Origin of the sequence: Chondromyces crocatus (assembly GCF_001189295.1) — a bacterium.
GTDB classification, from domain to species: domain Bacteria; phylum Myxococcota_A; class Polyangia; order Polyangiales; family Polyangiaceae; genus Chondromyces; species Chondromyces crocatus.
Map to the genome: position 1 here is coordinate 5,117,532 of NZ_CP012159.1, position 22,507 is coordinate 5,140,038.

Here is a 22,507-nt window from a genome sequence, read left to right on the forward strand (position 1 = left end):
TCAGCGTGGAGGGGACCGCTTCTTCGCGCGCGCGATCGCTGTGCGGATGAGGGGAGCCGCCGGGGTGAGCGCGTCGACGAGATCGCCCACCTGCGTCGTGGCGCGCTCCACCCGTACCCATGCGGAGGAGAAACCGAGCGTCCCTGGGGGGTGTCTCTTCGCCAGATCGATGGCCGTCCGGAGCTCCGCCCCTACCTCGCGGATCCCACGGAGCCGCGCGGGATCCGCGCCGCGGGCGTGAGCGTCGGCGTAGATCACGCGGACGATGCCGAGCAGATCACGCGCAGGTTCGAAGGGAAAGGGATCGCGACGGATCGTGAGCACGGTGCTGCAGGAGACAGGGCTGCCCCGTGATGGTAGTCGCACGCCCCCCTCGACGACGAGCGCCCGATGATGTGAAAAACTGCCGTTTACTTCTGCCCGATCCAGCGAAGATCCGCGATGACCGGGCGATGATCCGATCCGAGATCTGGGCCGACCTGGGCGCGCTCCACGGACCAGTCCGCGTTCGTGAGAACATGGTCGATCCGTATCCCGAACCAGCGCGTCTGCTTGGTGGTGCCGGTGCCAAATCCCGCACGGGAGAAGGCGTTCTGCATGTCCGACCAGAAGCTCCGGTAGATGGCGCTCTCGACGGGCATGTTGAAATCGCCGGCGACGATCACGGGGCCGGGTGAAGCGTCGACCCACTGCCGTGCCAGCGACGACTCCCAGGTGCGGAGTTCGACATTGTCGTCATGCTCCGTCGCGCCCCGCCATGCTCGGTGCATCAGCGCCTCGATGGCGTCCCGCACCGTCTCCAGATGCACGTTCACCACGCTGATGTGGCGTGGGAGCCCGCCATCACCCGGGAGTTCGAGGTCGTAGCGGACGATCGCGCCGTTCCCCCCTCGCTTCCAGACATCCATGCGATCGCGGGCGACCACCTCTCGCACGGGAAACTTGCTGAGAAGGCACTGCCCCTGGTTCGTGCGGACCTCCCACCCAGGGAAGGTGCTCTGCAGCTCCTGCTCTTGCCAGCCGCACTCCTGGAGCGCGACGAGATCGGGGCGGTTCACTTCGACGAAGCGGCGAAGCGCCTCCAGGTCTCCATGCCGGGAGCGGGCGTTGAACGAGACGATGCGGAGCTGACCTGCTCGCTCGTCACGAAAGAGCTGTGACACCGGGACCTCGAACCCCAGGATCGGCCCCACCACGATCAGCGCGGCGACGGCCGACGGCACGAGGGCGCGGGGGCAGAGGACGAGCGCCGCCGGGACGAGGCACGCGAGCGGGATGGCCATGAGCCATCGCGGACCGAACAGCACCAGGGTCGCCGGCCACCAGCGGTCGCCCAGGAAGTGCAAGCCGAGCGCCCCGAGGATCACCGCGGCGAGGTAGAAGAGGGCGCCCACCCAGACGAGCGACCTGACCCGCCCCTTGAGGCCCTTCCACTGCAATTTCGTCGTGTGCCCGTCCACCATGTTGCTCTGCAACGAGCTTCGATGTCCGGCAGGGCCTTCCTGTCGCGGGTGAGCGCCAGCAGCGCCACGACGTGATGCGCTTTCCGCGAGAGAAGGGCCGCGGAGCGGTCAGCGGCCTGGCATGCGGCCGAGCGTGGTGGCCACGACGAGGACGAGCTCCGTGGGATCGATCGGCTTGGGGACGTGGGTCTGGAAGCCCGCGACGAGCGCCCGCGTCCGGTCTTCCATGTGGGCGTGCGCGGTGAGCGCGACCGCCGGTGTGCGCCCACCGTCTGCGGGAAGGAGGGTCCGCACCCGGCTGATGAGATCGTAGCCCGACTGCCCAGGCATCCCGATGTCGCTGATGAGCAGATCCGGGCGGGTGGTGCGCAGCGCTTCGAGTCCCTCCACCGCGCTCGGCGCCGTGGTCACCCGCGCCCCGCAAGCCTCGAGGATGGACGCGATCAGATCCCGAGCGTCTTGCGCGTCGTCCACGACGAGCGCGTGAATCCCCTGCAGATCGCAGCGCACACGGAGGTCTTCGAGCGCACCAGGGGACGGGGGGGCCTCGTCTTGTGCTGGCGGCAGCGCGACGGGGAGGCGGACGGTGAACCGCGCGCCGTGTCCCTCTCCCTCGCTGAAGGCCTCGATGGTGCCGCCATGCAGCTCGACGATGTGGCGAACGATGGCGAGGCCCAGACCGAGGCCTCCCTGAGGAGGCACCTGCCCGCTCTCGGCCTGACGAAAGCGCTCGAAGACGTGGGGCAGGAAATCCGGGGCGATCCCACGGCCGGTGTCGAGCACCGAGAGTTCCACCGCGTCGTCGACGCGGGAGAGCGCCACCTCCACCCTGCCGCCCCGGGGCGTGAATTTCACCGCATTGGTCAGGAGGTTGGAGGCGACCTGGAGGAGGCGATCGGGATCTGCAGGGATCGCGCCGGTCGCCGAGATCTCCGACCGGAGCCGGATCTCCTTCGCGTCTGCGGCGGGACGGACAGCATCGATCGCCGACTCGACGATCTTCACCGGGTCGACCTCCTGCACCCCGAGGCGCAGCTTGCCGGAGATGATCCGGGACACGTCGAGCAGATCCTCGATGAGGGCGAGCTGGTTGTGCGCGTTCCGCTCCACGATGTCGAGCGCGCGGGCACGCTTGTCGGAGGACAGCGCGCCGAGCTGCAGCATCCGGATCCAGCCGAGGATGGCGTTGAGCGGGGTACGCAGCTCGTGCGAGACCATGGCCAGGAACTCGTCCTTGGCGCGGTTGGCCTCCTCGGCGCGGGCGCGCTCCCGCTGCGCCGTCTCGAAGAAGCGCGCGTTGTCCAGCGACAGCGCGGCTCTGCGTCCCAGCTCCTCGGCGAGCTGCAGATCCTCGTTCGTGTAGCTCTGGTCACTCGACGCGAAGTACAGGAGACCGAGGGCCTGACCACGCGCGGAGAGAGGCACGATCATGGCGGAGCGGAGATCCAGCGTCGAGAGCTCCAGCCGGTGCGTGGGGCTGAGGGACAGCCGCTCGAGCACCTCGGCCGCGCCGTGGACGAGCTGTGCGCGCTGGGTGCGGAGCGCGGCCCGGAGGGGATGATCCCCGACGGCGGTGCCTCGGGGCAGGGCCCGGAGCCTCGCCTCCACCTCGGGATCGGTGTGGGCGAGCAAGAGCGGGGCGCCCTCCTCCGGAGCGCCAGCGACGAGTTCCACCGCCGCCAGCGTCGCCAGCTCGGGCACGGCGAGGCGCAGCACGCTCGCCAGCGTCTCCCCCATGTCGAGCGTCGCGCTCATCCGAGCGCCGGCCTCGGCCAGCAACCGCTGCCGCTTCTGATCGGCCCACGCGCGCTTGTACAGCCGCTGGAGCCGCGCCAGCGTGCCGACCCGCGCGCGCAGCTCGGACGGGTTGTACGGCTTCGTGACGTAGTCGTTCGCGCCGGCCTCCAGCGCCTCGACGACCTCGTGCTCTCGCGCGTGCCCGGTCATCATGAGGATCGGGAGCGTCGCCTCGTCCAGCGTCTGCCGGAGCGCGCGGCAGAGTTCGAGCCCGGACATCCCTGGCAGGTGCCAGTCGAGCACCAGCACCTCGGGCAACGAGTCGGCGACGCGCGTCAGCGCAGAGGCAGCGTCGGGCAGCAGCTCCACGTCGTGCAAGGGGGACAGCACGCGGCGCGCCAGCTCCGCCTGCGTGGGGCTATCTTCGACGACCCAGACGACTCCCCGCTCTGGTGTGACGTCCATGGCGGGGGTCGACGGCCTCTCCCCGTCCGTCGCGTCGGCCGCCATGCCCCTGACCTTACGCATTCCCATGCACCTTCACGTCTCTCTCTCGGCACCCCTCACGCTGGGCCTGGTCCGGCGTGAAGGCTCACCCTATGCTGCGTATCCAGCGTAGAATCCAGCCAGGAATTGCCGGCAACGGCAGTACGTCGTCGGCTCCATCCCGCGCGATCGCCTCCTTCGGCATCCCGAAGACGACCGAGGTTTGCTGGTCTTGAGCGACGACCCGGCCGCCGGCGCGGCGAAGCGCGACGGTCCCATCTGCGCCGTCATCTCCCATGCCACTCAGGATGACGCCTAGCGCCCGTGTGCCCAGGGTATTCGCCAAAGATCGGAGCAGCCACGTGCCAGAGGGGCGGAAATACCCCACGGGCGGCGCATCACTGAGCAATGTACGCCCCAGGGCATCGATCCCCAGGTGTCTGTCCTCGGGGGCGACGTAGGCACGCCCTGGTCGGAGCGCCTCGCCTTGCTGGGCCAGCGAGGTGGGATAGCCCGTCCTCTGGGCGAGCCACGATGCGAAGCCGGGCGCAAATCCAGGCGCGATGTGCTGCACGATCAGGATGGGTGGGACGATGCGTCGGGGCAGGTCGGCGAGGATGTCCGCGATCGCGTTGGGCCCACCCGCCGAGGCGACGATGCCGATGGCGTCGATGGGGCTCTTGCTCGGCGGCGCCGTCTCCGCGGAGGAGGGGAAGGGCCGGCGGCCCGAGGTGGAGCCGGCGCGTCCAGCCGCGCTCTCGGACGTCGACGGGACGCTCGTGGTCGACGTCGGCGGGCTTGCGGCGCTCGCTGGCGCCTGACCGACCCGCACCATCGCCATCGACCGGAGCAGCTGCGCGAGCGCGCGACGTCGCTGGACGTAGCCTGGCGCCGTGGGGGGAGGGAGCCCCTGGGTGACCGCGAGCGCCCGCGCGCGCATGGCCTCCAGGATGAGCTCGCTGCTTTTCGCGTCCGCGGCCGCCGTGATCATCACGATGGGGGTCGGTGTACGCGCCATGATCTCGCGCGCCGTCGCGAACCCATCCATCCCCGGCATGATCACGTCCAGCAGGACCACGGAGGGTCGCAGCCGGATCACCGTCGCCGTGGCGGCATAGCCGTCGGGGACCTCGCCCACGACCTCGACGCCTGGCTCCTCGGCGAGCGCGAACCGCAGCGCGGCGCGCTGGGTCGCGGAGTCGTTCACGATGAGCACCCGCAGCGGTTCGGCGGGCGGCGTCTCACCGAGCATCAGCGCTGTTATAGCAGCCGTTCCAGTGTTTCAAGCAACGCCTCTTGGTCGAAGCTGCGCTTGATGAGGTAAGAGCTGGCGCCGAGGTCGAGCGCGCGCTGGCGGTCGGATGGCTTGTCCAGAGCGGTCACCAGCACGAAGGGGAGCCGCGCCGTGCGAGGCGTCGCGCGGACGCGGGCGAGGAGCTGAAAGCCGTCCATGCGGGGCATCTCGATGTCCGACAGCACCGCGTCGACCATCGCCTGGCCCTGCCCCGAGAGGTGGCCCTCCGCCAGGATCTCCCAGGCGTGCTGCCCGTCGTGAGCGAGCGTCACGTCGTACCCCGCCGCCTCGAGGATGGTGCGCTCGAGCTGCCGTGTGGTCACCGAGTCGTCGACCACCAGGATTCTCCGGCGTTTCGACGTCTCGGTGCTGGTCGTGTCGTCGGAAATCGACGCGGGCTGCGCGACGCGGACCAGGTCCGCGGCATCCAACACCAGCGCCACTTCTCCGTCGCCCAGCACGGCGGCGCCCGAGACCAGCGCGGCGCGTCGGACGCGGTTCCCCAGCGGCCTGACGATCACCTCGTGGTAGTCGAGGAGCGCGTCCACCCGGAACGCTGCCCGCCGATCCGCCGCGGCGACGACGACGCAGGCCCAGCGTTCGTCGTCGACGAGCTGCGTGACGGGGCGCGTCGCGAGGCCCAGCGTGGCGTCCAGATCCGCGAAGGGCACGGCGCCGCCTTCGTCGCGGAGGTAGAGCCGGCCCTCCATCGAGATCAGATCGCTCGGGGCGACGCGCCGCAGGCGCTCGATCGCCGTGGCCATGAAGATCACACGGACGTCCCTGACCTGGACGACGAGCCCTGGTGAGACACTGAGGTCGACGGGCACCGTCAGCGTGAAGCGCGTGCCTCGCCCGGGCTCGCTCTCCACCTCCACCCTGCCATGGAGCTGCGCGATCCGCTGGCGCACCACGTCGAGGCCGACCCCCCGACCGGAGAACGCGGACACGTTGCGCCGCGTGCTCACCCCGGCTTCGAAGATCAGCCCCAGCAGGTCGCGGAGATCCACCCCCGCGGCCCCTGGATGACCGCGCGCCGCGGCAACCTGCCTCAGCGCCTCCAGGTCGACACCCTTCCCGTCGTCACGCACCACGATGCGCGCGTCCCGACCGCTGATCGACGCCTCGATGTCGACGCTGCCGACCTCCGGCTTGCCGTTCGCGCGGCGGACGTCGGGCGGTTCGATCCCATGATCGATCGCGTTCCGCACCAGGTGCAGCAGCGGCTCGCGGAGGCCATCCCGCACCCGACGATCGATCTCCACGCCCGCGGCGCGGATGGTCACCGACACGGGGCGATCGAGGGCGCGGATCAGCTCGCGCGCGGCGCGTTCGATCGCGGGAGAGAGCGTCTCCAGGGAGACCACCCGCAGCGCGCGCGCGCGGGAACTGAGCTCGCTGGCCCCGATCGTGACGTCACGCCAGGCCTGGTCGTCCTGCAGCTCGGCTTCGGAAGCCCACCCGGCGAGGGTCCGCACCGCGGTGAGGCAGCGGTCGACCAGCCGACGGGCCTCCTCCCGATCGAGATCCAGCACCTCGGTCGGCTGAGGGCGGAGAAGCTGCCGCGAGCGCGTGAGGTCGGCGGTCAGACTGCCCACGAGATCGGCGAGCACGGTGTGGCGCGAGAGCAACGAGCTCCGCCTCCCCGCCGAGGCCAGGAGATCCTCGGCCGCAGCGAAGAGGTCACCCAGACGCGCCACGGAGATCCGCACCGTCTCGTCGGATCGGGCGCCCGAATCGGCGGCTGCCTCGACCACGACGGGGGCAGGGGAGATGGAGGTCGCCGTGGCGCTGGAGGAGATCGTCGTGCCCCCCGACGCCGCCGGGCTGGCTGGCGGGCTTGCGGAGGTGGACCTGGTGGGGGCGGTCGACACCATCGTCGCCGTGGCGCCAGGCGCTGGGGGCGCCAGCGGTGCGGCGTGCGGAACCGGGGGGGGCGCGGGGGCATGCCCGCTGGTGGTGAGCGGCGCCGCTGCCTGGGGCTCCTCGGCGCTCTCGATCCGACGCTGCGCCTCGGCCAGGGCTTCGTCGTCCGGGTCTTCGCCTGACGACAGCCGCGTCACCGCAGCCCGCAGCGCGCCGAGCGCTACATCGAGATCCGATGCCACCTGGGCCGTGTCGACGTCGCCGCCGTTGCGTACCGGCGCGAGCCGGCTCTCGAGCGCATGACAGAGGTGCTCCAGGCCGGGGTACCCCACGGCGTGGGCCGCACCCTTCAAGCTGTGCACCGCCCGGTAGATCTCGGCGACGGCGGGCTGCACCTCGCTCGGCGGACCCCCGGGCACGAGCGCTTGCGCCTCGTCCTCCAGCAGCGCGACGGTGTCTTCCAGCTCCCCCCGGAAGACCTGGCGCAGCTCGGAGAGCAGATCGCGTCCCGTGGTCACGTCAGATCTGGTACTGCGCGGTCGCGTCGCGCAGCCGTGCGGAGAGTTCGTTGAGATCCCGCGCCGCGCGTTCGATCTGGCGCGTCCCCTCCACCGTCTGCGTGGTCGCTGCGCTGATCGCGTGCATGGCCGAGGAGATCTGGCCGACCCCGGCGACCTGCTGCTGGATCGACGCCAGGATCTGGGTCGCGCTCCCCGTCGCCTCGGCGATCGTCGTGGCGAGCTGCTCGATGCGTTCTCCGGCCTGTCGCGCCGTGTCCACCGCCGCCGTGACCGCCTTGCTCCCCTCCTCGGTCACCAGGACCGCCGCGGTCGTCGACTTCTGGATGTCCCCAAGGATGGACCGCACCTGACCCGTTGCGCGCTTCGACTGCTCCGCCAGGCTGCGCACCTCCTGCGCCACCACGGCGAAGCCGCGCCCGTGCTCCCCCGCGCGCGCCGCCTCGATGGCGGCGTTCAGCGCGAGCAGGTTCGACTGCTCCGCCAGCTCGTTCACGGTGGTGATGATCTGCCCGACCGTCTGCGCCTGCTCGGACAGCGCCAGGATCCGCTCCGCGATCGAGTTGACCTGCTCCCGCACCCGCGCCATCGCCGCCACCGTCCGGTCCACGGCCTCGCTCCCGGCGTTGGACACCTCGACGCTCCGCCGCGACAGCTCGGCCACGGCCTGCGCTTGCTGCGTCGTCTGCTGCACCGTCTGCGACAGCTCGTCCACCGTCGTTGCCGTCTCCGCCACGGCCGATGCCGACTCGCTGGCGCCAGCGCCATGCTCCTGGGTGATCGACAGGATCTCCGCCGTCGCGCTCGACAGCGCCCCGACCGCTTCGTGGGTGCGAAGCGTCATCGTCCGCAGCGCCCGCCCCATCGCGTCCAGGTTACGACCGAGCTGCGCCATGTCGCCCGCGCCCTCGGCCTCCAGCGCTCCCGTCAGATCGCCTCGCGCCACCCGATCCACGAACTCCGCGTAACGGGCAACCAACCGCGCCAGCGACTCGCGCGCTTCGGCCTGTTCCGTGGCGCTCTTGCGCTGCTCCTCGAGCCGCTCGGTGAGCTCGTCGGTCATGCGGTTGAACGCCGCGCCGAGATCCGCGATCTCGTCGTGTCCCTCCACGTCGGCGCGCACGTTCCGCTCTCCCCCTCGGATCTGCCGTGCCGTGACCGCGAGCTGGGAGACGCGCCCCGAGATGCTCTGCGAGAGCGCCAGCGCGATCCCCACGGCGAGCAGGACGATCAGCCCCCGGCCCACCGTCATGATCCAGCGCGACTGGCTCATCACGCCGTGCGCATCATCGTAGATGGTGCGCGTCCTCGTGACGGTGCTGCTCACCACCTTGTTCAGCTCCTCGAGCCCCTCGTCCAGGAGCGGCCCGGTGCGGGTCCGCACCAGCTTCACGCTCTCTTCGAAGTTCGCGTTGTTCCGGTTGAGCGGGTAAATCTCCCGGATCCTCCGGTTGGCCCACTCCCGCCGCAGCTCGCGCACCCGGGTCAGCTTCTTGATCCGCTCATCGTTCGACGGAAAAGCGCTCTCCGCCTCGTCGAGCGCCTGATCGAGGTCCCGCTCGAGCTGCGCGATCTCGCCCTCGATTCGCGCCATCTCGGTGGGATCCTGCGTGAGGATGTGCAGGTAGTTCCGCCCGCGGAGCCGCTCCATCAGCGTGGCGGCGCGGCCGAGCGCCTGCGTCGGCTTCACCCCGTATGTGTAGAGGCCTTCGAGCGCGTCTTCCGTGACACGATCTTGGGCGAACCCGTAGATGGCGAGCAGCAGCACGAGCGCCACCACGGAAAGGAACCCTGCCCAGAGCTTCGTACCAACGTTCCACCGCATCACGGATGTGGATGTTACGTACGGGCCATTCGAGGCAAGGGAATATCGATGAAGAGCCTCGAAGAAGCGAAAAGCGCATCGAGATCGAGCACCGTGGTGCCGTCGTGATCCACCCCGAGCAGCACGGCTGCCACCTCCGGGGCGACCGTGGGAGGGGGCTCCTGCAGTGACGCCAGGTCGAGCGGCGTCGTGCCCTCGATCGCGTCGACCACCAGCCCGACCATCTCGTCATCCTTCCCCAGGAGCACCATCCTTCCATGTTCGGGCAGCGCTGTGAGCGGCAGCCCGAGCACGGCCCGCAGGTAGAACACCGGCACGACCGTCCCACCGCGAACGGTGAGCCCAGCCACTTCCGGAGGCGCATGGGGAAGAGGGGTGAGCCGGAGAATCTCGGCCACGCCTCGGATGCGGCTGGTCTGCAGCGCGCATGGCTCTCCGGCGACCTTCACCCGCAAGACCTCCAGCTCCGGGCGCGCCTGGCCGACGTCGATGGGAAGCGCGATCGCGCGGGTGCGCGTCTCCAGCAAGGTCTTCTGTTCCGCGGTCCATCGGTCGAAGCCGTGCTCGCTCATGATGTTCCCTTCAGACCGCTGCTCGGCTTGCTACCGGCCCGTAGCGCCAGGGCTTGTTCGAGACGCTGACAGTAAGCCAGCGCGTCCACGACGAGTGTATCGCCGAGATCGGCGAGGCAGGCCCCCTCGGAGAGCCCGAGCAGCAGCGTGCGCGCATTGCGCAGCCCACGCGCGGCTTCGGCCTCCTCGCCGGTCTGTACTGCTGCTGCTGCGGACACCAGGTGTGCGGCAGGACTTTGCGGCGTGAGCATCATCGCGCGCCGCGCGTCCTGGCTCGCCGCCTCCGCCCGACCCACATCGAGCAGCACCGTCGCGCGCAGCAGGTACAGCGAGGTCTCCATGGGCTCGGCCACGATCGCCTCGTCGAGCAGCGTGAGCGCCCGCTCGGTCTCGCCAGCATTCGCGAGCCGCCGCGCCTCGGCAGCAGGTGGCTCGCCGCGCGCTGCCACGTCCACCACGCCACGCGCTCCACCCTCGGGGGCCAGCGCCGTCTCGGCGACGGCGACCTTCGCACGCATCGGTACGACCCTCGGCTGCGATCGCGGCGTCGGAACCGGCATCGAGGCGGGAGCCAGGGCAATCGAGGCGGGAGCCAGGGCAATCGAGGCGGGAGCCAGGGCTGCGGAGGGCGGCGGCGGGGTCCCGGCCGCGGTGTCTCCGGGCGCCGCCGCCTCGCTCCGCGAGAAGGGCCTCACCGAGGATCTCGGCGCCACCGTCGCCGTCGACCTCGCACACGCCTCCTCCTTCACCCCGGCATCGACTTGGTAGACGTTGTGCCCTCGCTCCCGGCGCGGCGTGAGGCCGCTGTCGCTGCCGGGCACCGGATCCGACGGCGCCAGGACCAGCCAGCCACCGAGCGACAGCGCCGCCGCCATGCGCAGGAAGAACGCGGCCCGCACCTTCTCGTCCAGGTAGATCAGGACGTTGCGACAGAAAACCACGTCGACGTCCGCCGGCCACGGCGCGCTGGGCCGGACGGCATCCGCCAGGTTCAGGGGCTCGAAGCGCACCAGCGCCTGCGCCTCGGGGGCCACCCGCCGCAGCGCGTCTTCCTGGATGAACCAGCGCCGCTGCACCTCCTCCGACACCCCCCGGAAGGACCACGGCCCGTAACGCCCTGCCCGCGCCCGCGCCAGCGCCGTCGGGCTCAGATCGGTGGCGAGCACCTCCACCCGGGCCCGCGCCGCCGAGCCGAGCAGCTCCAGTGCCACCAGCGCCAGGCTGTACGCCTCCTCGCCCGTCGCGCACCCTGCCGACCAGAGCCGCGCCTGTCCCGCCGGACGACGCCGCAAGGCTTCCGGGAGCGCCAGCTCGCGCACCAGCTGAAAGTGCTCCGGATGCCGGAAGAAGTACGTCTCTCCGACCGTCAGCGCCGACGCCAGTGCCTGCTGTGCCGTGGGCTCCCGCGCGACGAGCCGCTGCAGGAGCTGCATCGGGTCTGCCAGCCCGAGCGCTTGCATGGTGCGACCGATCCCCACGTCGAAGTCCCGCCCGCGACCTCGCGTGAACACCAGCCCCAGGCTCTCCTTGATCTCGGCCTCCAGCGCGTGGCGCACCGGCTCGGACAGCGCCGGCGCATCCCGGCTCGGCGTCATGCCGTCGCCTCGAGTGCGACCAGGCCAGCGTCGATGGCGCGCTCGTCGTCGAGCGACAGCGTCGCGTCGAGATCGTGGATCAAGAGGAGCCCCCCTTCGACCGACACGATCCCCGCCACGTGCGCGAGCGTCAGGGGCGGGGGCGACACCCGCTCCTCCGGCACCTCGAGCAGCCCCTCCGCCCGGTCCACGATCAGCGCCACCCGCCGCCTCGCGCCGCGGGCCACCACCAGGTGATCTTCCACCAGGGGAGGGCGAGGCGGGTGCCCCAGCCGCACCCGCAGGTCCACCGCCACCGAGAGTTCCCCGCGGTGCGCGATGACGCCGAGCACATGGGCCGCGGTCCCCGGCAACGGCGTGATCAGCACCCGCTGGACGACCTCCAGGACGCGTACCGAGGGCAGCGCGTACCGGACCTCGTCGAGGCTGAACGTGAGGACTTCCAGCACCGAGAACACCCTACCACGCGACTCCGGCGTCGGGCGACTCTGCGTGTGATCAGTCTTACGTGACTGTCGTTTGAGGCACCATGCCGGAATTTTCGACGCCCGAGCGGTCCTGGTCCCCCGTATCCCCGTTTTTGTGGGCGTCACTGCCCCTGGCGTCCCCGGTGATGTCAGCGTGCTGGCGTTATTGACAGCGATTCGAGGAACGACTTATGAGGCGATGAAAATGAATATCGACTTCTCTGCTCCGTTCCGCACCGCCGCCTCCTGGGGTCGTGGTCTGCGTGTCCTCCTCCCTGCGGCGGCGCTCCTCGTGGGCTGCGGCGGTGACGACGACGGCAACACCCAGCCCACCGACGACTTCGAGGAGAAGGCCGCGCCCGTCGTCGCCCGCTATGCCGAGCTGGTTCACAAGAACTACTCGGACGCGCTCGATGGCGTCGTGGCCATCCGCAGCTCCCTCGCGACCCTCGTGCAGACGCCGACCGCAGCCAACCTGGCGGCCGCACGCAGCACCTGGCTCGAGGCGCGCAACCCGTATGGCCTGACCGAGGCCTACCGCTTCTATTTCGGCCCCATCGACAACGACGAGGGCCCCGAGGGGCAGATCAACGCCTGGCCGATGGACGAGTCGTACGTCGACTACGTCGTCGAGCTTCCGGATTCCGGGATCATCAACGATCCCGGCATGCACCCGACGCTCGGCACCGAGGCGCTGGCCGCACTCAACGAGGTGGGCGGCGAGGAGAACGTGGCGACCGGCTACCACGCCATCGAGTTCCTCCTCTGGGGCCAGGATCTCAGCGACACCGGCCCGGGCGACAGGCCCCACACGGACTACATCGACGGCCCCGACGGCACGGCTGCGAACCAGACGCGCCGCGGCGAGTATCTCCTTGCTGCGGGCGATCTGCTGTTCGAGGATCTGGAGGGCGTGACCAACGAGTGGGCAGCAGGAGCGGAGAACTACCGTGCGACGTTCGAGTCGCGGTCCAAGCGCGACTCCGTGCGCGACATCCTCCTCGGCATCGGGAGCCTCAGCGGCGCCGAGCTTGCCGGTGAGCGCATGCAGGTCGCGTACGACACGAAGGAGGAGGAGGACGAGCACTCCTGCTTCAGCGACAACACGCACAACGACATCCTGTACAACGCCCTCGGCATCCAGAACGTCTACCTCGGCCGCATCGGCACCACCGACGGCCCGGGCATCGACGACCTGGTCGAGGCGCGCAACCCCGAGCTGAACAAGAAGCTCAAGGAGCAGCTCGAGGCGAGCATCACGGCCATCAAGGCCATCCCGGTCCCCTTCGATCAGGCCATCCTGGGTGCCGACACCGACCCGGGTCGCGTCGCCGTGAAGGCCGCCATCGACGCCCTGCGCGCGCAGACGCAGTCCATCGTCGAGGTGGCCGATCTGCTCGGCGTCGAGCTCAACCTGGAGGAGTAACTGCCATGTCGTCCGCGATTCGAGTACGAGCACGCGCTGGCTGGAGCCTGGCACTCATCACCGCCGCTCTGGCAGGTTGTGCCAGCGAGGAGCCCTCGGCACCGAAGGGCCTCGAAGCCGAGGTGGGTGAAGAACTGAGCGGTGGCGCGACCACCATCTTCGACACCTCTCCCAGCGCATTCTCGTACTCGGCGCGGAACATGACCTCCGCCCGTCGCAGCGACTTCTTCGTCGGCAACTCGTTCTTCCGCGACAACTGGGTCATCGCGCCCGCCTCCACGAAGGGGCGCGATGGCCTCGGGCCCTTGCACAACGCCCGCTCTTGCTCCTCGTGTCACTTCAAGGACGGTCGAGGGCGACCGCCGGAGTCCATCGAAGAGCCCATGGTCGAGATGCTCATCCGTCTGAGCGTCCCTGGCGTCGACGGCGTCGGCGGCCCCGCTCCGGAGCCCATCTACGGCGGCCAGCTCCAGCCCAACGGCATCCCCGGTGTCCCCGGCGAGGGCCGCCCCCAGGTGACCTACGAAGAGGTCCCGGGCACGTACGAGGACGGCGAGGCCTACAGCCTTCGGCGCCCCACGTACACGATCGAGGAGCTCAACTACGGCCCCTTCGCTTCCGACGTCATGCTCTCCCCGCGCGTCGCGCCTGGGATGGTCGGCCTCGGCTTGCTCGAAGCCATCCCCGAGGAGACCCTCCTCGCGCTCGCCGACCCCGACGACGAAGACGGTGACGGCATCTCCGGCAGGCCCAACCACGTCTGGGATGCCCACGAGCGCACCCAGGTGATCGGCCGGTTCGGCTGGAAAGCGTCGCTCCCCACCGTGGAGCAGCAGACCGCTGCCGCGTTCCTTCACGACATGGGGATCACCACCGAGCTGCACCCCGACCAGAACTGCACCGACGCCCAGGCCGAGTGCCTCGCCGCCTACGACGATGGTGAGCCCGAGGCGAGCGCCAAGATCCTCTCCCGGACCACCTTCTACTCCGCCACGCTCGCCGTCCCCGGCCGGCGCAACTGGGAGGACCAGACGATCCTCCGCGGCAAGGCGCTCTTCCACGATGCGGGCTGCGCCTCCTGCCACACCCCCAAGCTTCAGACCGGCGTCCTCGAGGACTTCCCCGAGCTGTCGGAGCAGACCATCCGCCCCTTCACCGACCTCCTGCTCCACGACATGGGCGAAGGGCTCGCCGACGACCGCCCCGACTTCGAGGCCGATGGCCGCGAGTGGCGCACCCCGCCGCTCTGGGGCGTGGGCCTCATCCCTGTGGTCAACCGCCACCAGTTCCTTCTGCACGACGGCCGCGCGCGTGGCCTGGCCGAAGCCATCCTCTGGCACGGTGGCGAAGCCGAGCGCGCCCGCGAAGCCTTCCGCGGCATGCCCAGCGAAGACCGCGAAGCCCTGCTGCGCTTCCTGGAATCTCTCTGATTTTCCCTGGAGTCTCTCCGATGTGGACACGAACGAACCGAGGCCTCGTGCGCACCGTGAGCGCCCTCGGCCTGGGCGCCTTCCTGCTCGCTGGCTCCGTGCGCTGCTCGTCGAGCGAGGTCGTCGACAACCGCGGCCCGGTCATGCAGGACCTCGCCCGCAACGTCATGCTGCCGACCGTCGAGGCCCTGGCCACCGCCTCCACCCGCCTCGCCCCCGCCCTCGGCGCCTTCTGCGCGTCCCCTGACCAGGCCACCCTCGACGCCGCGCAGGACGCCTGGCGCGCCCTCCGTCAGCCCTGGGAGCACACCCAGGCCTTCCTGTTCGGCCCCTCGGATCAGCTCGGCACGGCCAACGCCATCGACTTCTGGCCCGTCCGCACCGACAGCGTCGACAAGGCCGTCACCTCGGCCCCCGACCCGGTGACCCCCGAGCACATCGCCACCCTCGGCGTGGCCACCCGCGGCATGCCCGCCCTCGAGTACCTCCTCTTCAGCCCCGACGGCGGCGACGCTGCCGTCCTCACCTCCCTGGGCGCCGACACCCAGGAAGCCCGCCACCGCTGCTCCTTTGCTGCTGCCGTCGCCACCGTGATCGAGACCGACATCGCCGCCCTCGCCGACGCCTGGCGCCCCGAGAAAGGCGCCTTCGTCGACGACGTCGCCAGCGCCGGCTCTGGCAGCGAGACCTTCCCCCGCGCACAGGACGGCATCAGCCGCGTCGTCAACACCGCCGTCGAGCTTCTCCAGAAGGTGACCGACGGCCGCATCGGCGCCCCCTCCGGCACCCGCACCGGCGGCACCCCGCAGCCCGCGCTGAGCGAATCCCGCTTCAGCGACAACACCAACACCGACCTCATCGAAGCCGCCCGCGGCGTCGAAGCCATCTACACCGGCAGCGCGGGCGGCACCTCGGGCCTCGGCCTCTCCACCCTCGTCGCCGAGCGCTCCGCCGAGCTGGATACCGCCATCCGCAACCAGTTCACCGACTTCGTGAACACCATCCAGGCCCTCCCGGCCCCCTTGCGTCAGGCCGTCGAGACCGATCCCGCCGCCGTCGCTACTGCCCTCGAAAGCGGCCGCGCCCTCCGCCGCCTCATCGCCGTCGACCTCGCCGGCACCCTCAGCGTCACCGTCACCCTCAACGACAACGACGGCGACTAGTACTGCGTACCCTGGATCAGGGGCCTGTCGGCCCCTACGCTCCCGATGGTCGCTACCCCTGCTTTCTTCGCAGATCGCTTGGCCAAGGACCCGGGACGAACCTGGGGAACACGATGCCAGGTACTGCGTATCAGGGGCCTGTCAGCCCCTGCGCTCCCGATGGTCGCTACCCCTGTTTCTTCGCAGCCGCCTGACGGTCGACCTTCCAACCCGGCACCGCGCCCCCTGCGCGCTCTCCGCGCTCTGCGCGCCCGCCTCGCCGCCCCCGTCGACATCGCCTCCCTCGTCGCCTTCCGCGTCCTCTTCGGCGCGATGATGCTCCTCAGCACCCTCCGCTTCTGGGCGCGCGGCTGGATCCACGACGTCTACGTCGCCCCCACCTTCCACTTCCACTACTTCGGCTTCCCCTGGGTGAACCCCTGGCCCGCGTGGGGCATGTACGCCCACTTCGCGATCATGGCCCTCGCCAGCCTGTGCATCGCCCTCGGCTTCCACTACCGCCTCGCCGCGATCACCTTCTTCCTCACGTTCACCTGGGCCGAGCTCTGCGAGAAGGCCACCTACCTCAACCACTACTACTTCGTCAGCATCGTCGCCCTGCTGGCCGTCTTCATGCCCCTCCACCGCGCCGCCTCCCTCGACGCGCGCCGCGACCCCTCGATCCTCCGCCCCACCGCGCCCACCTGGGCCCTCTGGACCCTCCGCTGCCAGCTCGGCCTCGTCTACCTCTTCGCCGGCCTCGCCAAGCTCAACGAAGACTGGCTCCTCCGCGCCCAGCCCCTCACCCTCTGGCTCGCCGCGCGCCGCGACCTCCCCCTCCTCGGCCCCTTGCTCTCCGCGCCCTGGTCTGCCCACGCCATGAGCTACGCCGGCGCCCTCTTCGACCTCACCGTCTTCCCCTTCCTCCTCTGGAAGCGCTCTCGACCCTTCGCCTACCTCGCCGTCATCGGCTTCCACACCGTCACCGGCATCCTGTTCCCGATCGGCATGTTCCCCTGGATCATGATCGTCGCGACGCTGGTCTTCTTCTCTCCCTCGTGGCCGCGCCGCGTCTTCGCCCCCCTCCTGCGCCGCTTCCCCTCGCTCCTCCCCGCACCGACCGAGCCATCGCTATCGCTCACCTCGACCGAGCCATCACGCGCCACGGCCAGCCCCCCGACCTCCACACCGCCCTCTTCTGCAGCGCGAGCGTTCTCTCCAGCGGCTCCCTCTGCCCCCCAGCTCTCCCGCCTCGCCACCGCCGCCCTCTGCGCGCACTTCGCCATCCAGCTCGCGTTGCCCCTTCGCCACCTGCTCTACCCTGGCCACTCTGGCTGGACCGACCAGGGCTTCCGCTTCGCCTGGCGCGTCATGCTCATCGAGAAGACCGGCCTCGTGACCTACCGCGTCCGCAACCCCGTCACCCAGCGCGTCTGGGTCGTCGACCCGGTCGAACGCCTCACCCCCCTCCAGGTCAAGATGATGGCCCTCAGCCCCGACATGATCCTGGAGTACGCCCACCACCTCGCCGCCGACTTCGCGCGCCGCGGCGAACCCGACGTCCAGGTCTTCGCCGACGCCTACGCCGCCATCAACGGCCGCCTCAACCAGCGCCTCATCGACCCCACCATCGACCTCGCCCGCGAACGCGACTCCCTGCTCCCGGCCCGCTGGATCCTCCCCCACACCGATCCCACGCTGCGCTGACCTGCGCGCCGCACGGCCGCCGCGCCATCCGCGCGTCGACGTGCTCACCCTCTCTCGAAGCGCTCCCCGTTCGCCTCGGCGCTTCCCTCAACCGCTCCCCACCTCCACCCGCCAAGCGTCCTCGCCTTCCTGCTCGAACCGCGTCTTCACCCCCAGAAGCTGCTCCAGCAGCCCCGCATGCGTCCGCGTATGCGACGACGGCACAACCGACCGGAACGACCCCCCTCCCGCCAGCGCCATCGGCAACAGAAGCTGATCCGCCAGGTACTCCCCCACCGGCACCCCGGCCGCCTCGTACGCCTTCACCTCCTTTCCCAGCCGCTCCCCCACCACCTCGGCGCGCACCCCCCGCTCCCCGAAGCTCGTGAACACCTCCGTCACGTGCTCGCTCACCACCTCGGCGGTCACCACGTTCCCTGGCCCGGCCACCCCCTCCAGCACCTCCGTGTGCAGCCACGCCCGCTCCCAACCCAGCACCTTCGCGGCCGCCTCCACCTCGCGCCGCGCGACGTGCACCGGCAGGTTCGCCACCCGCGCCACGAGCCGCCGACTGCGCACTTCCCCTCGCTCCAGCAGCGTCAACTTCCCCAGCGGCGCTGGCGTGATCGAAACCCGCACCCGCCCCCCGCCGCCCGGATAAAACCCGTACCGCTCCAGCTCCGCCGTCACCACCGGCCCCATCCGCTGCAACAGCGGCAAGTACGCCCGCTCCATGAAGTCGAACGGCGGCGCCATCGGATTGTGCGTCCCGCCCTCCAGCACCAGCTCCGAATCCCCCTGCGCCGACAGCAGCGCTGGCAGCACCGTCTGCAGCACCAGCGTCGCGCTCCCTGCGGTCCCCACCGCGAACGTGTGCACCCCGGGCGCGATCGACCCGGGCCGGAACGTGATCTCCGTCGACCCCAGCGCCGCGCCACTCACCTCCGCGCAGCCCACCCGCGCCGCCGCCTGCACCGCCGTCAGGTGCTGCCGCGCCAGCCCTGGCTTCGCGCGCCCCGCCCGCACCCGCACGAGCTTCACCGGCGTCCCCGTCACCAGTGACAGCGCGAGCGACGTCCGCAGGATCTGCCCCCCACCTTCACCCGTCGACCCATCGATCGTCAGCATCCTCGCGCCCTCTTCCTCGACTCCAGCGAGTCCAACTCCATCCGACCACCGGCTCCGGCGCCCAGCGCCCACGCTCGCGGCCCCAGCACGACCTGATACAACCACAGCATGAACGAAGCACGACAGCTCCGCTGCCCCGCCTGCGGAAGCCCTGTTCCCTTAAGAGACGTGAACGCCGCGGCCGTGGCCTGCCCTGCCTGTCGCGCCACCATCACCATCCCCGACGCCTTGCGGCACGCGCTGTCCTCTCATGGTGCCTCTGCGGTCGCAGGCTTCGCCGCCGTGCGCGCCGAGGCCGCCAGCGCCGCCACCGAGCGTGCGACGAAGGCTGAGCAAGAGCGCCGCGGCAACCAGATGTACGTGATCTACGCCGTGGCGATGGTCGCGCTGATGATCCTCTCGTACGCCTTCTCATACGCTCGCGTCCCGAACTGGCTGGGCACCCTGATCTTCACCCCGGTCATGCTCCTGCTGATCTTCGCCATGCTCTGGTACCCCATGTCGGGGGCGGGGAAAGGCACGCCCGCGCCCATCGTGAGCCCGGTCGCGGCGCCCCTCACCTGTCCTGGATGCGGTGGTCCCCACACCATCCAGGCTGCTGATCCTGCGGCTCCCTGCCGTCACTGTGGAACCGCCGTCGTTCCGACCTCCCAGCACCTCGCCCACGCGAGCGCGACCGCCATGGCCGTCGTGCTGCGGGAGCGCATGGCCCGCTACCGCGAGGAGCGCCGGCACCTGCTTCGCTACAGGTGGAGCTACAACGTTCCTCCGACCACGGTGCAGCGCTGGGCGCCCGTCGTCGGGGGCGGGGTGTTCTCGCTGCTCATGCTGCCGCTGGCCGTGACGAGTCTGACGGGGGCCGCCGAGGGCCGGAAGAACATCGGAATGTTCGTCGTCCTCACCTGCGGAGGCGCTCTGTTCGCGTACTTCTCGCATCAGCAGAACCAGAACGATGTGCGCACGGAGCACGCCGTCAGTTCCATCGCCCACGAACTGATGACCGCGCGGAGCGGACAGGGGCTGCCGAACCCCAGCGGGTGGCTCGACGCCTGGTGGGCGGCTCCCCTCGAGGGCCACCTCTATCCCTGTGGCGCCCACTATCGGGTCATCGCACTCCAGCCCCTCGGCTATCAGGTGCTCCTCGTCCTCAACCTCCGCCATGTGGGCATGCACAAAGGGTTTCAACCCACGGTCCAGCTCATGCTGTCAGCCTGGATCCCGGGCATCACCGATCGCAGCCTCGAGGAACTCGGCACCGTCGACCTGCTCCGCCGCTCGCCCACCCACGTCAAGCTCGTCGACGCCATCGAGATGGCTGGCTTCCGCGTCGAGCCCAGCACCGGCGGCCTCCTGTGCTTCCCCAGCGACGAGACGATGCACGCGCTGCGCTCGCAACCCGAGAAGCTCCACGTGCTCCCCTACGTGCTCGACGCCCTCACCCTCCTCGCCACCTACCTCGGCGCCCAGCGCTACACGCAGCCCTTGCCCTGATCGGCGCCCTGTACTCCCCGCGCATCCCCCCCTTCCGAGCCCACCACCGACGCTGTTAGCCTCCAGCCCATGGGGAAGGGTGGGGGACCGACGACATGAGGAGCCACGCGTGATCGAAGACGTCTTCTTCGCATGGGAGGGAGCCCAGGGCCCCGACGGACCCTGGCGCCACCTGGATGTGCTCGAAGTCCGCGGGACGGAGGCCCTCTCCGCCCTCTACAAATTCGAGATCGAACTCGTACGCCACGAGAACGCACCCGACGTCGGCGTCGAAGACCTCGTCGGCGCCCGCGCCGCCTTGCGCATCGCCACCAAGGTCGAACCCGCGTACCGCCTCATCCACGGCGTCATCGCCTCCGCCGAGGAACTCGGCGAGATCGACCACGGCACCCGCTACCGCGTCGAGCTGGTCCCTCCCCTCGTCCGCTCCACGATGATGAAGAAGAGCATCATCCACCTGGAGAAGACCCTCAAAGAGATCCTCGAGAAGACCCTCACCCGCACCTCCTGGGGCGCAGGCCTCCTCCCCCGAGACGCCGAGGCCCCGGAAGGCCCCGACGACGACGGCGACTTCCGCACCTTCAAGCCAGCCCGCGCCGTCTTCTCCTGGCGCTGCCTCGACATGTCGCGCCTCGCCGACCCGAGCGCGCGCCCCTACTGCGTCCAGTACAACGAGAGCGACTTCGCCTTCGTCTCTCGCCTCCTCGAAGAAGAAGGCGTCGCGTACCACTTCGAGCACACCCGCGACGAGTGCATCCTCGTCCTCTCCGACTACGACGCCGGCCGCCGCCGCGTGAAGGGCCACCTCGGCCCTGGCATCCTCGGCCACGTCGTCGAGAACGTCCGCATCGGCAGCCGCTTGCGCCCTCGCTCCGCCTCCCTCGACGACTACGACTGGCGCAAACCCCAGCTCGACCTCCTCGCCCAGTCCCCCGCGGGCGTCACCGACTTCCAGACCCACGAGCACCCGGGCCGCTACGAGACCTCCCGCGAGCTGGGCGAACGCCTCGCCGAGAAACGCGAACAGCGCCTCGACACCGAGCGCACCTGGGCCACGGCCGACGCCAGGAACCGCATGGTCCACGCCGGCACCCTCTTCACCCTCGACCACCCCAACAGCCGCTGGAGTGGCGACTACCTCGTCACCGAGGCCCGGTACACCCTCCGCCAGCGCGGCAGCTTCTCCTCCAGGGGCAGCCAGGGCGACGACGACATCTACCACGTCCACCTCACCGCCCTCCGCTGCGGCGCCCCGGGCAAGCCTGGCGAGTCGAACTACCGCCCCGCCCGCATCACCCCCCGCCCCCGCATCCAGGGCAGCCAGACCGCCGTCGTCACCGCCGATCCCTCCGCCGCCGAGGCCGAGATCAACGTCGGCGGCCCTCAGGACATCGGCTGCATCCGCGTCCGCTTCCACTGGGACATCGACTCCGGCCGCCACGCCATCGAGCCAACCTCCTGCTGGATCCGCGTCAGCCAGCTCTTCGCTGGCGCCAGCCACGGCGGCATCTGGAACCCCCGCGTCGGCGAAGAGGTCATCATCGACTTCCTCGACGGCGACCCCGACCGCCCCCTCGTCACCGGCCGCGTCTACAACGGCGTCAACAAGCCCGCCGAGAGCCCCACCGCCCGCCCCACCTGGAGCGCGATCAAGAGCTACGTCAGCCCGCGCAACGACAACTACAACATGATCGCCTTCGAGGACCTGCAAGGCAAAGAGCAGATCGTCGTCCACGCCGCCCGGAACCTCGACGAGACCGTCCTCGCCACGCACAACACCGGCGTCGGCGGCGACCAGAACTACGGCGTCGGCGGCAACCAGAACATCTCCGTCGACCGGAACCGCGATGTAACCGTCCACGGCAGCGAGACCCACACGGTCGATGGCAATCGCGCGCTCATCGTCCACGGCGACCAGACCCACAACATCGACGGCTCGGAGAAGACCTGGATCGGCGTCGATCAGAGCGTGTTCGTGAGCGGGAAGCGCGGCGTTCTCGTCAACGGCGGTGACAACATGCTGAACGTCGCTGCTGGCAATAACCTCATGACGATCTCTGGCAGCCACAAATCAAAGGCAGGTGACGATCACAAGTTCATCTCGCATGGCTTCAAGGTCGAAGCGGTGCTCACAGACCTGACGCAGGCCATGCTGACGGCCCAGTCGGGGAGCGCCAAGATCAGGATGACCGACGGGCTGATCGTGCTCGACAGCGGCGGCGGTGCGACGCTCGTGATGTCCGGAGACTCGGTTGCCATCAAGGCCTCCAAGATCTTCCTCGACGGCGGCGGTGCCATGGTGATGTGCCACGGCCAGATCGACCTGCTCGCCTCGCTGATCAACGGCAAGGCCGGCAACATCAAGCTGAACGGCTGATCGC

Annotated in this window: 16 protein-coding genes; 6 read left to right on the forward strand and 10 right to left on the reverse strand. The window is 70.0% G+C overall.

The features are described from left to right. The 9 genes from CMC5_RS18885 to CMC5_RS18925 all read right to left on the reverse strand — a co-directional run bounded on the left by CMC5_RS18885 (position 1) and on the right by CMC5_RS18925 (position 11,805). Entirely contained in the window at positions 1-324 is a 324-nt protein-coding gene (locus CMC5_RS18885; RefSeq protein ID WP_050431737.1) for a hypothetical protein, read from the reverse strand. A gap of 86 nt (positions 325-410) precedes the next feature. Next, a complete protein-coding gene (locus tag CMC5_RS18890) occupies positions 411-1,463 on the reverse strand; it encodes an endonuclease/exonuclease/phosphatase family protein (protein WP_082362597.1) in 1,053 nt (350 codons plus the stop codon). 108 nt (positions 1,464-1,571) lie between these two features. Then, positions 1,572-3,728: a response regulator gene (locus tag CMC5_RS18895; RefSeq protein ID WP_169796590.1), complete on the reverse strand. Its 2,157-nt coding sequence runs from the start codon at positions 3,726-3,728 to the stop codon at positions 1,572-1,574. Positions 3,729-3,792: 64 nt separating this feature from the next. Continuing rightward, entirely contained in the window at positions 3,793-4,938 is a 1,146-nt protein-coding gene (locus CMC5_RS18900; RefSeq protein ID WP_050431739.1) for a chemotaxis protein CheB, read from the reverse strand. Positions 4,939-4,946: 8 nt separating this feature from the next. Continuing rightward, entirely contained in the window at positions 4,947-7,364 is a 2,418-nt protein-coding gene (locus CMC5_RS18905; RefSeq protein WP_050431740.1) for a hybrid sensor histidine kinase/response regulator, read from the reverse strand. A 1-nt stretch (position 7,365) separates the two neighbouring features. After that, complete coding sequence (locus tag CMC5_RS18910; RefSeq protein ID WP_082362599.1) at positions 7,366-9,189, reverse strand: HAMP domain-containing methyl-accepting chemotaxis protein; 1,824 nt, start codon at positions 9,187-9,189, stop codon at positions 7,366-7,368. Positions 9,190-9,203: 14 nt separating this feature from the next. Continuing rightward, positions 9,204-9,761 carry a chemotaxis protein CheW gene (locus CMC5_RS18915; RefSeq protein WP_050431742.1) on the reverse strand — a complete coding sequence of 186 codons (558 nt, stop codon included), beginning with the start codon at positions 9,759-9,761 and terminating at the stop codon, positions 9,204-9,206. Continuing rightward, the gene (locus CMC5_RS18920) at positions 9,758-11,356 is read right to left on the reverse strand and encodes a CheR family methyltransferase (protein ID WP_050431743.1); all 1,599 of its coding nucleotides are present in this window, start codon (positions 11,354-11,356) and stop codon (positions 9,758-9,760) included. Before CMC5_RS18920 ends, CMC5_RS18915 begins: the two co-directional genes overlap by 4 nt. Beyond that, positions 11,353-11,805 carry a chemotaxis protein CheW gene (locus CMC5_RS18925; RefSeq protein ID WP_169796591.1) on the reverse strand — a complete coding sequence of 151 codons (453 nt, stop codon included), beginning with the start codon at positions 11,803-11,805 and terminating at the stop codon, positions 11,353-11,355. Before CMC5_RS18925 ends, CMC5_RS18920 begins: the two co-directional genes overlap by 4 nt. A 217-nt stretch (positions 11,806-12,022) precedes the next feature. Between CMC5_RS18925 and CMC5_RS18930 the strand changes: the two genes are divergently transcribed. From CMC5_RS18930 to CMC5_RS18945, 4 genes are all read left to right on the forward strand, one after another. Continuing rightward, on the forward strand, positions 12,023-13,249 hold the full coding sequence (locus CMC5_RS18930) for an imelysin family protein (RefSeq protein WP_245678506.1): 1,227 nt from the start codon (positions 12,023-12,025) through the stop codon (positions 13,247-13,249). Between the two features lie 5 nt (positions 13,250-13,254). Next, positions 13,255-14,679, forward strand: coding sequence for a di-heme oxidoreductase family protein (locus tag CMC5_RS18935; protein ID WP_050431746.1), 1,425 nt, complete (start codon positions 13,255-13,257; stop codon positions 14,677-14,679). A 20-nt stretch (positions 14,680-14,699) separates the two neighbouring features. After that, complete coding sequence (locus CMC5_RS18940) at positions 14,700-15,842, forward strand: imelysin family protein (protein ID WP_082362601.1); 1,143 nt, start codon at positions 14,700-14,702, stop codon at positions 15,840-15,842. Between the two features lie 159 nt (positions 15,843-16,001). After that, the gene (locus tag CMC5_RS18945; RefSeq protein ID WP_082362602.1) at positions 16,002-17,528 is read left to right on the forward strand and encodes an HTTM domain-containing protein; all 1,527 of its coding nucleotides are present in this window, start codon (positions 16,002-16,004) and stop codon (positions 17,526-17,528) included. Between the two features lie 87 nt (positions 17,529-17,615). On the opposite strand, the gene rtcA is transcribed toward CMC5_RS18945, so the two are convergent. Next, entirely contained in the window at positions 17,616-18,635 is a 1,020-nt protein-coding gene (gene rtcA / locus CMC5_RS18950) for an RNA 3'-terminal phosphate cyclase (RefSeq protein WP_050431748.1), read from the reverse strand. A gap of 168 nt (positions 18,636-18,803) precedes the next feature. Here rtcA and CMC5_RS45960 point away from each other — a divergent pair, with 168 nt between their 5' ends. Together CMC5_RS45960 and CMC5_RS18960 are read left to right on the forward strand one after the other, a co-directional pair. Further along, entirely contained in the window at positions 18,804-20,126 is a 1,323-nt protein-coding gene (locus tag CMC5_RS45960; RefSeq protein WP_050431749.1) for a hypothetical protein, read from the forward strand. 109 nt (positions 20,127-20,235) lie between these two features. Further along, complete coding sequence (locus CMC5_RS18960; protein WP_050431750.1) at positions 20,236-22,503, forward strand: type VI secretion system Vgr family protein; 2,268 nt, start codon at positions 20,236-20,238, stop codon at positions 22,501-22,503. Positions 22,504-22,507 lie beyond the last annotated feature (4 nt).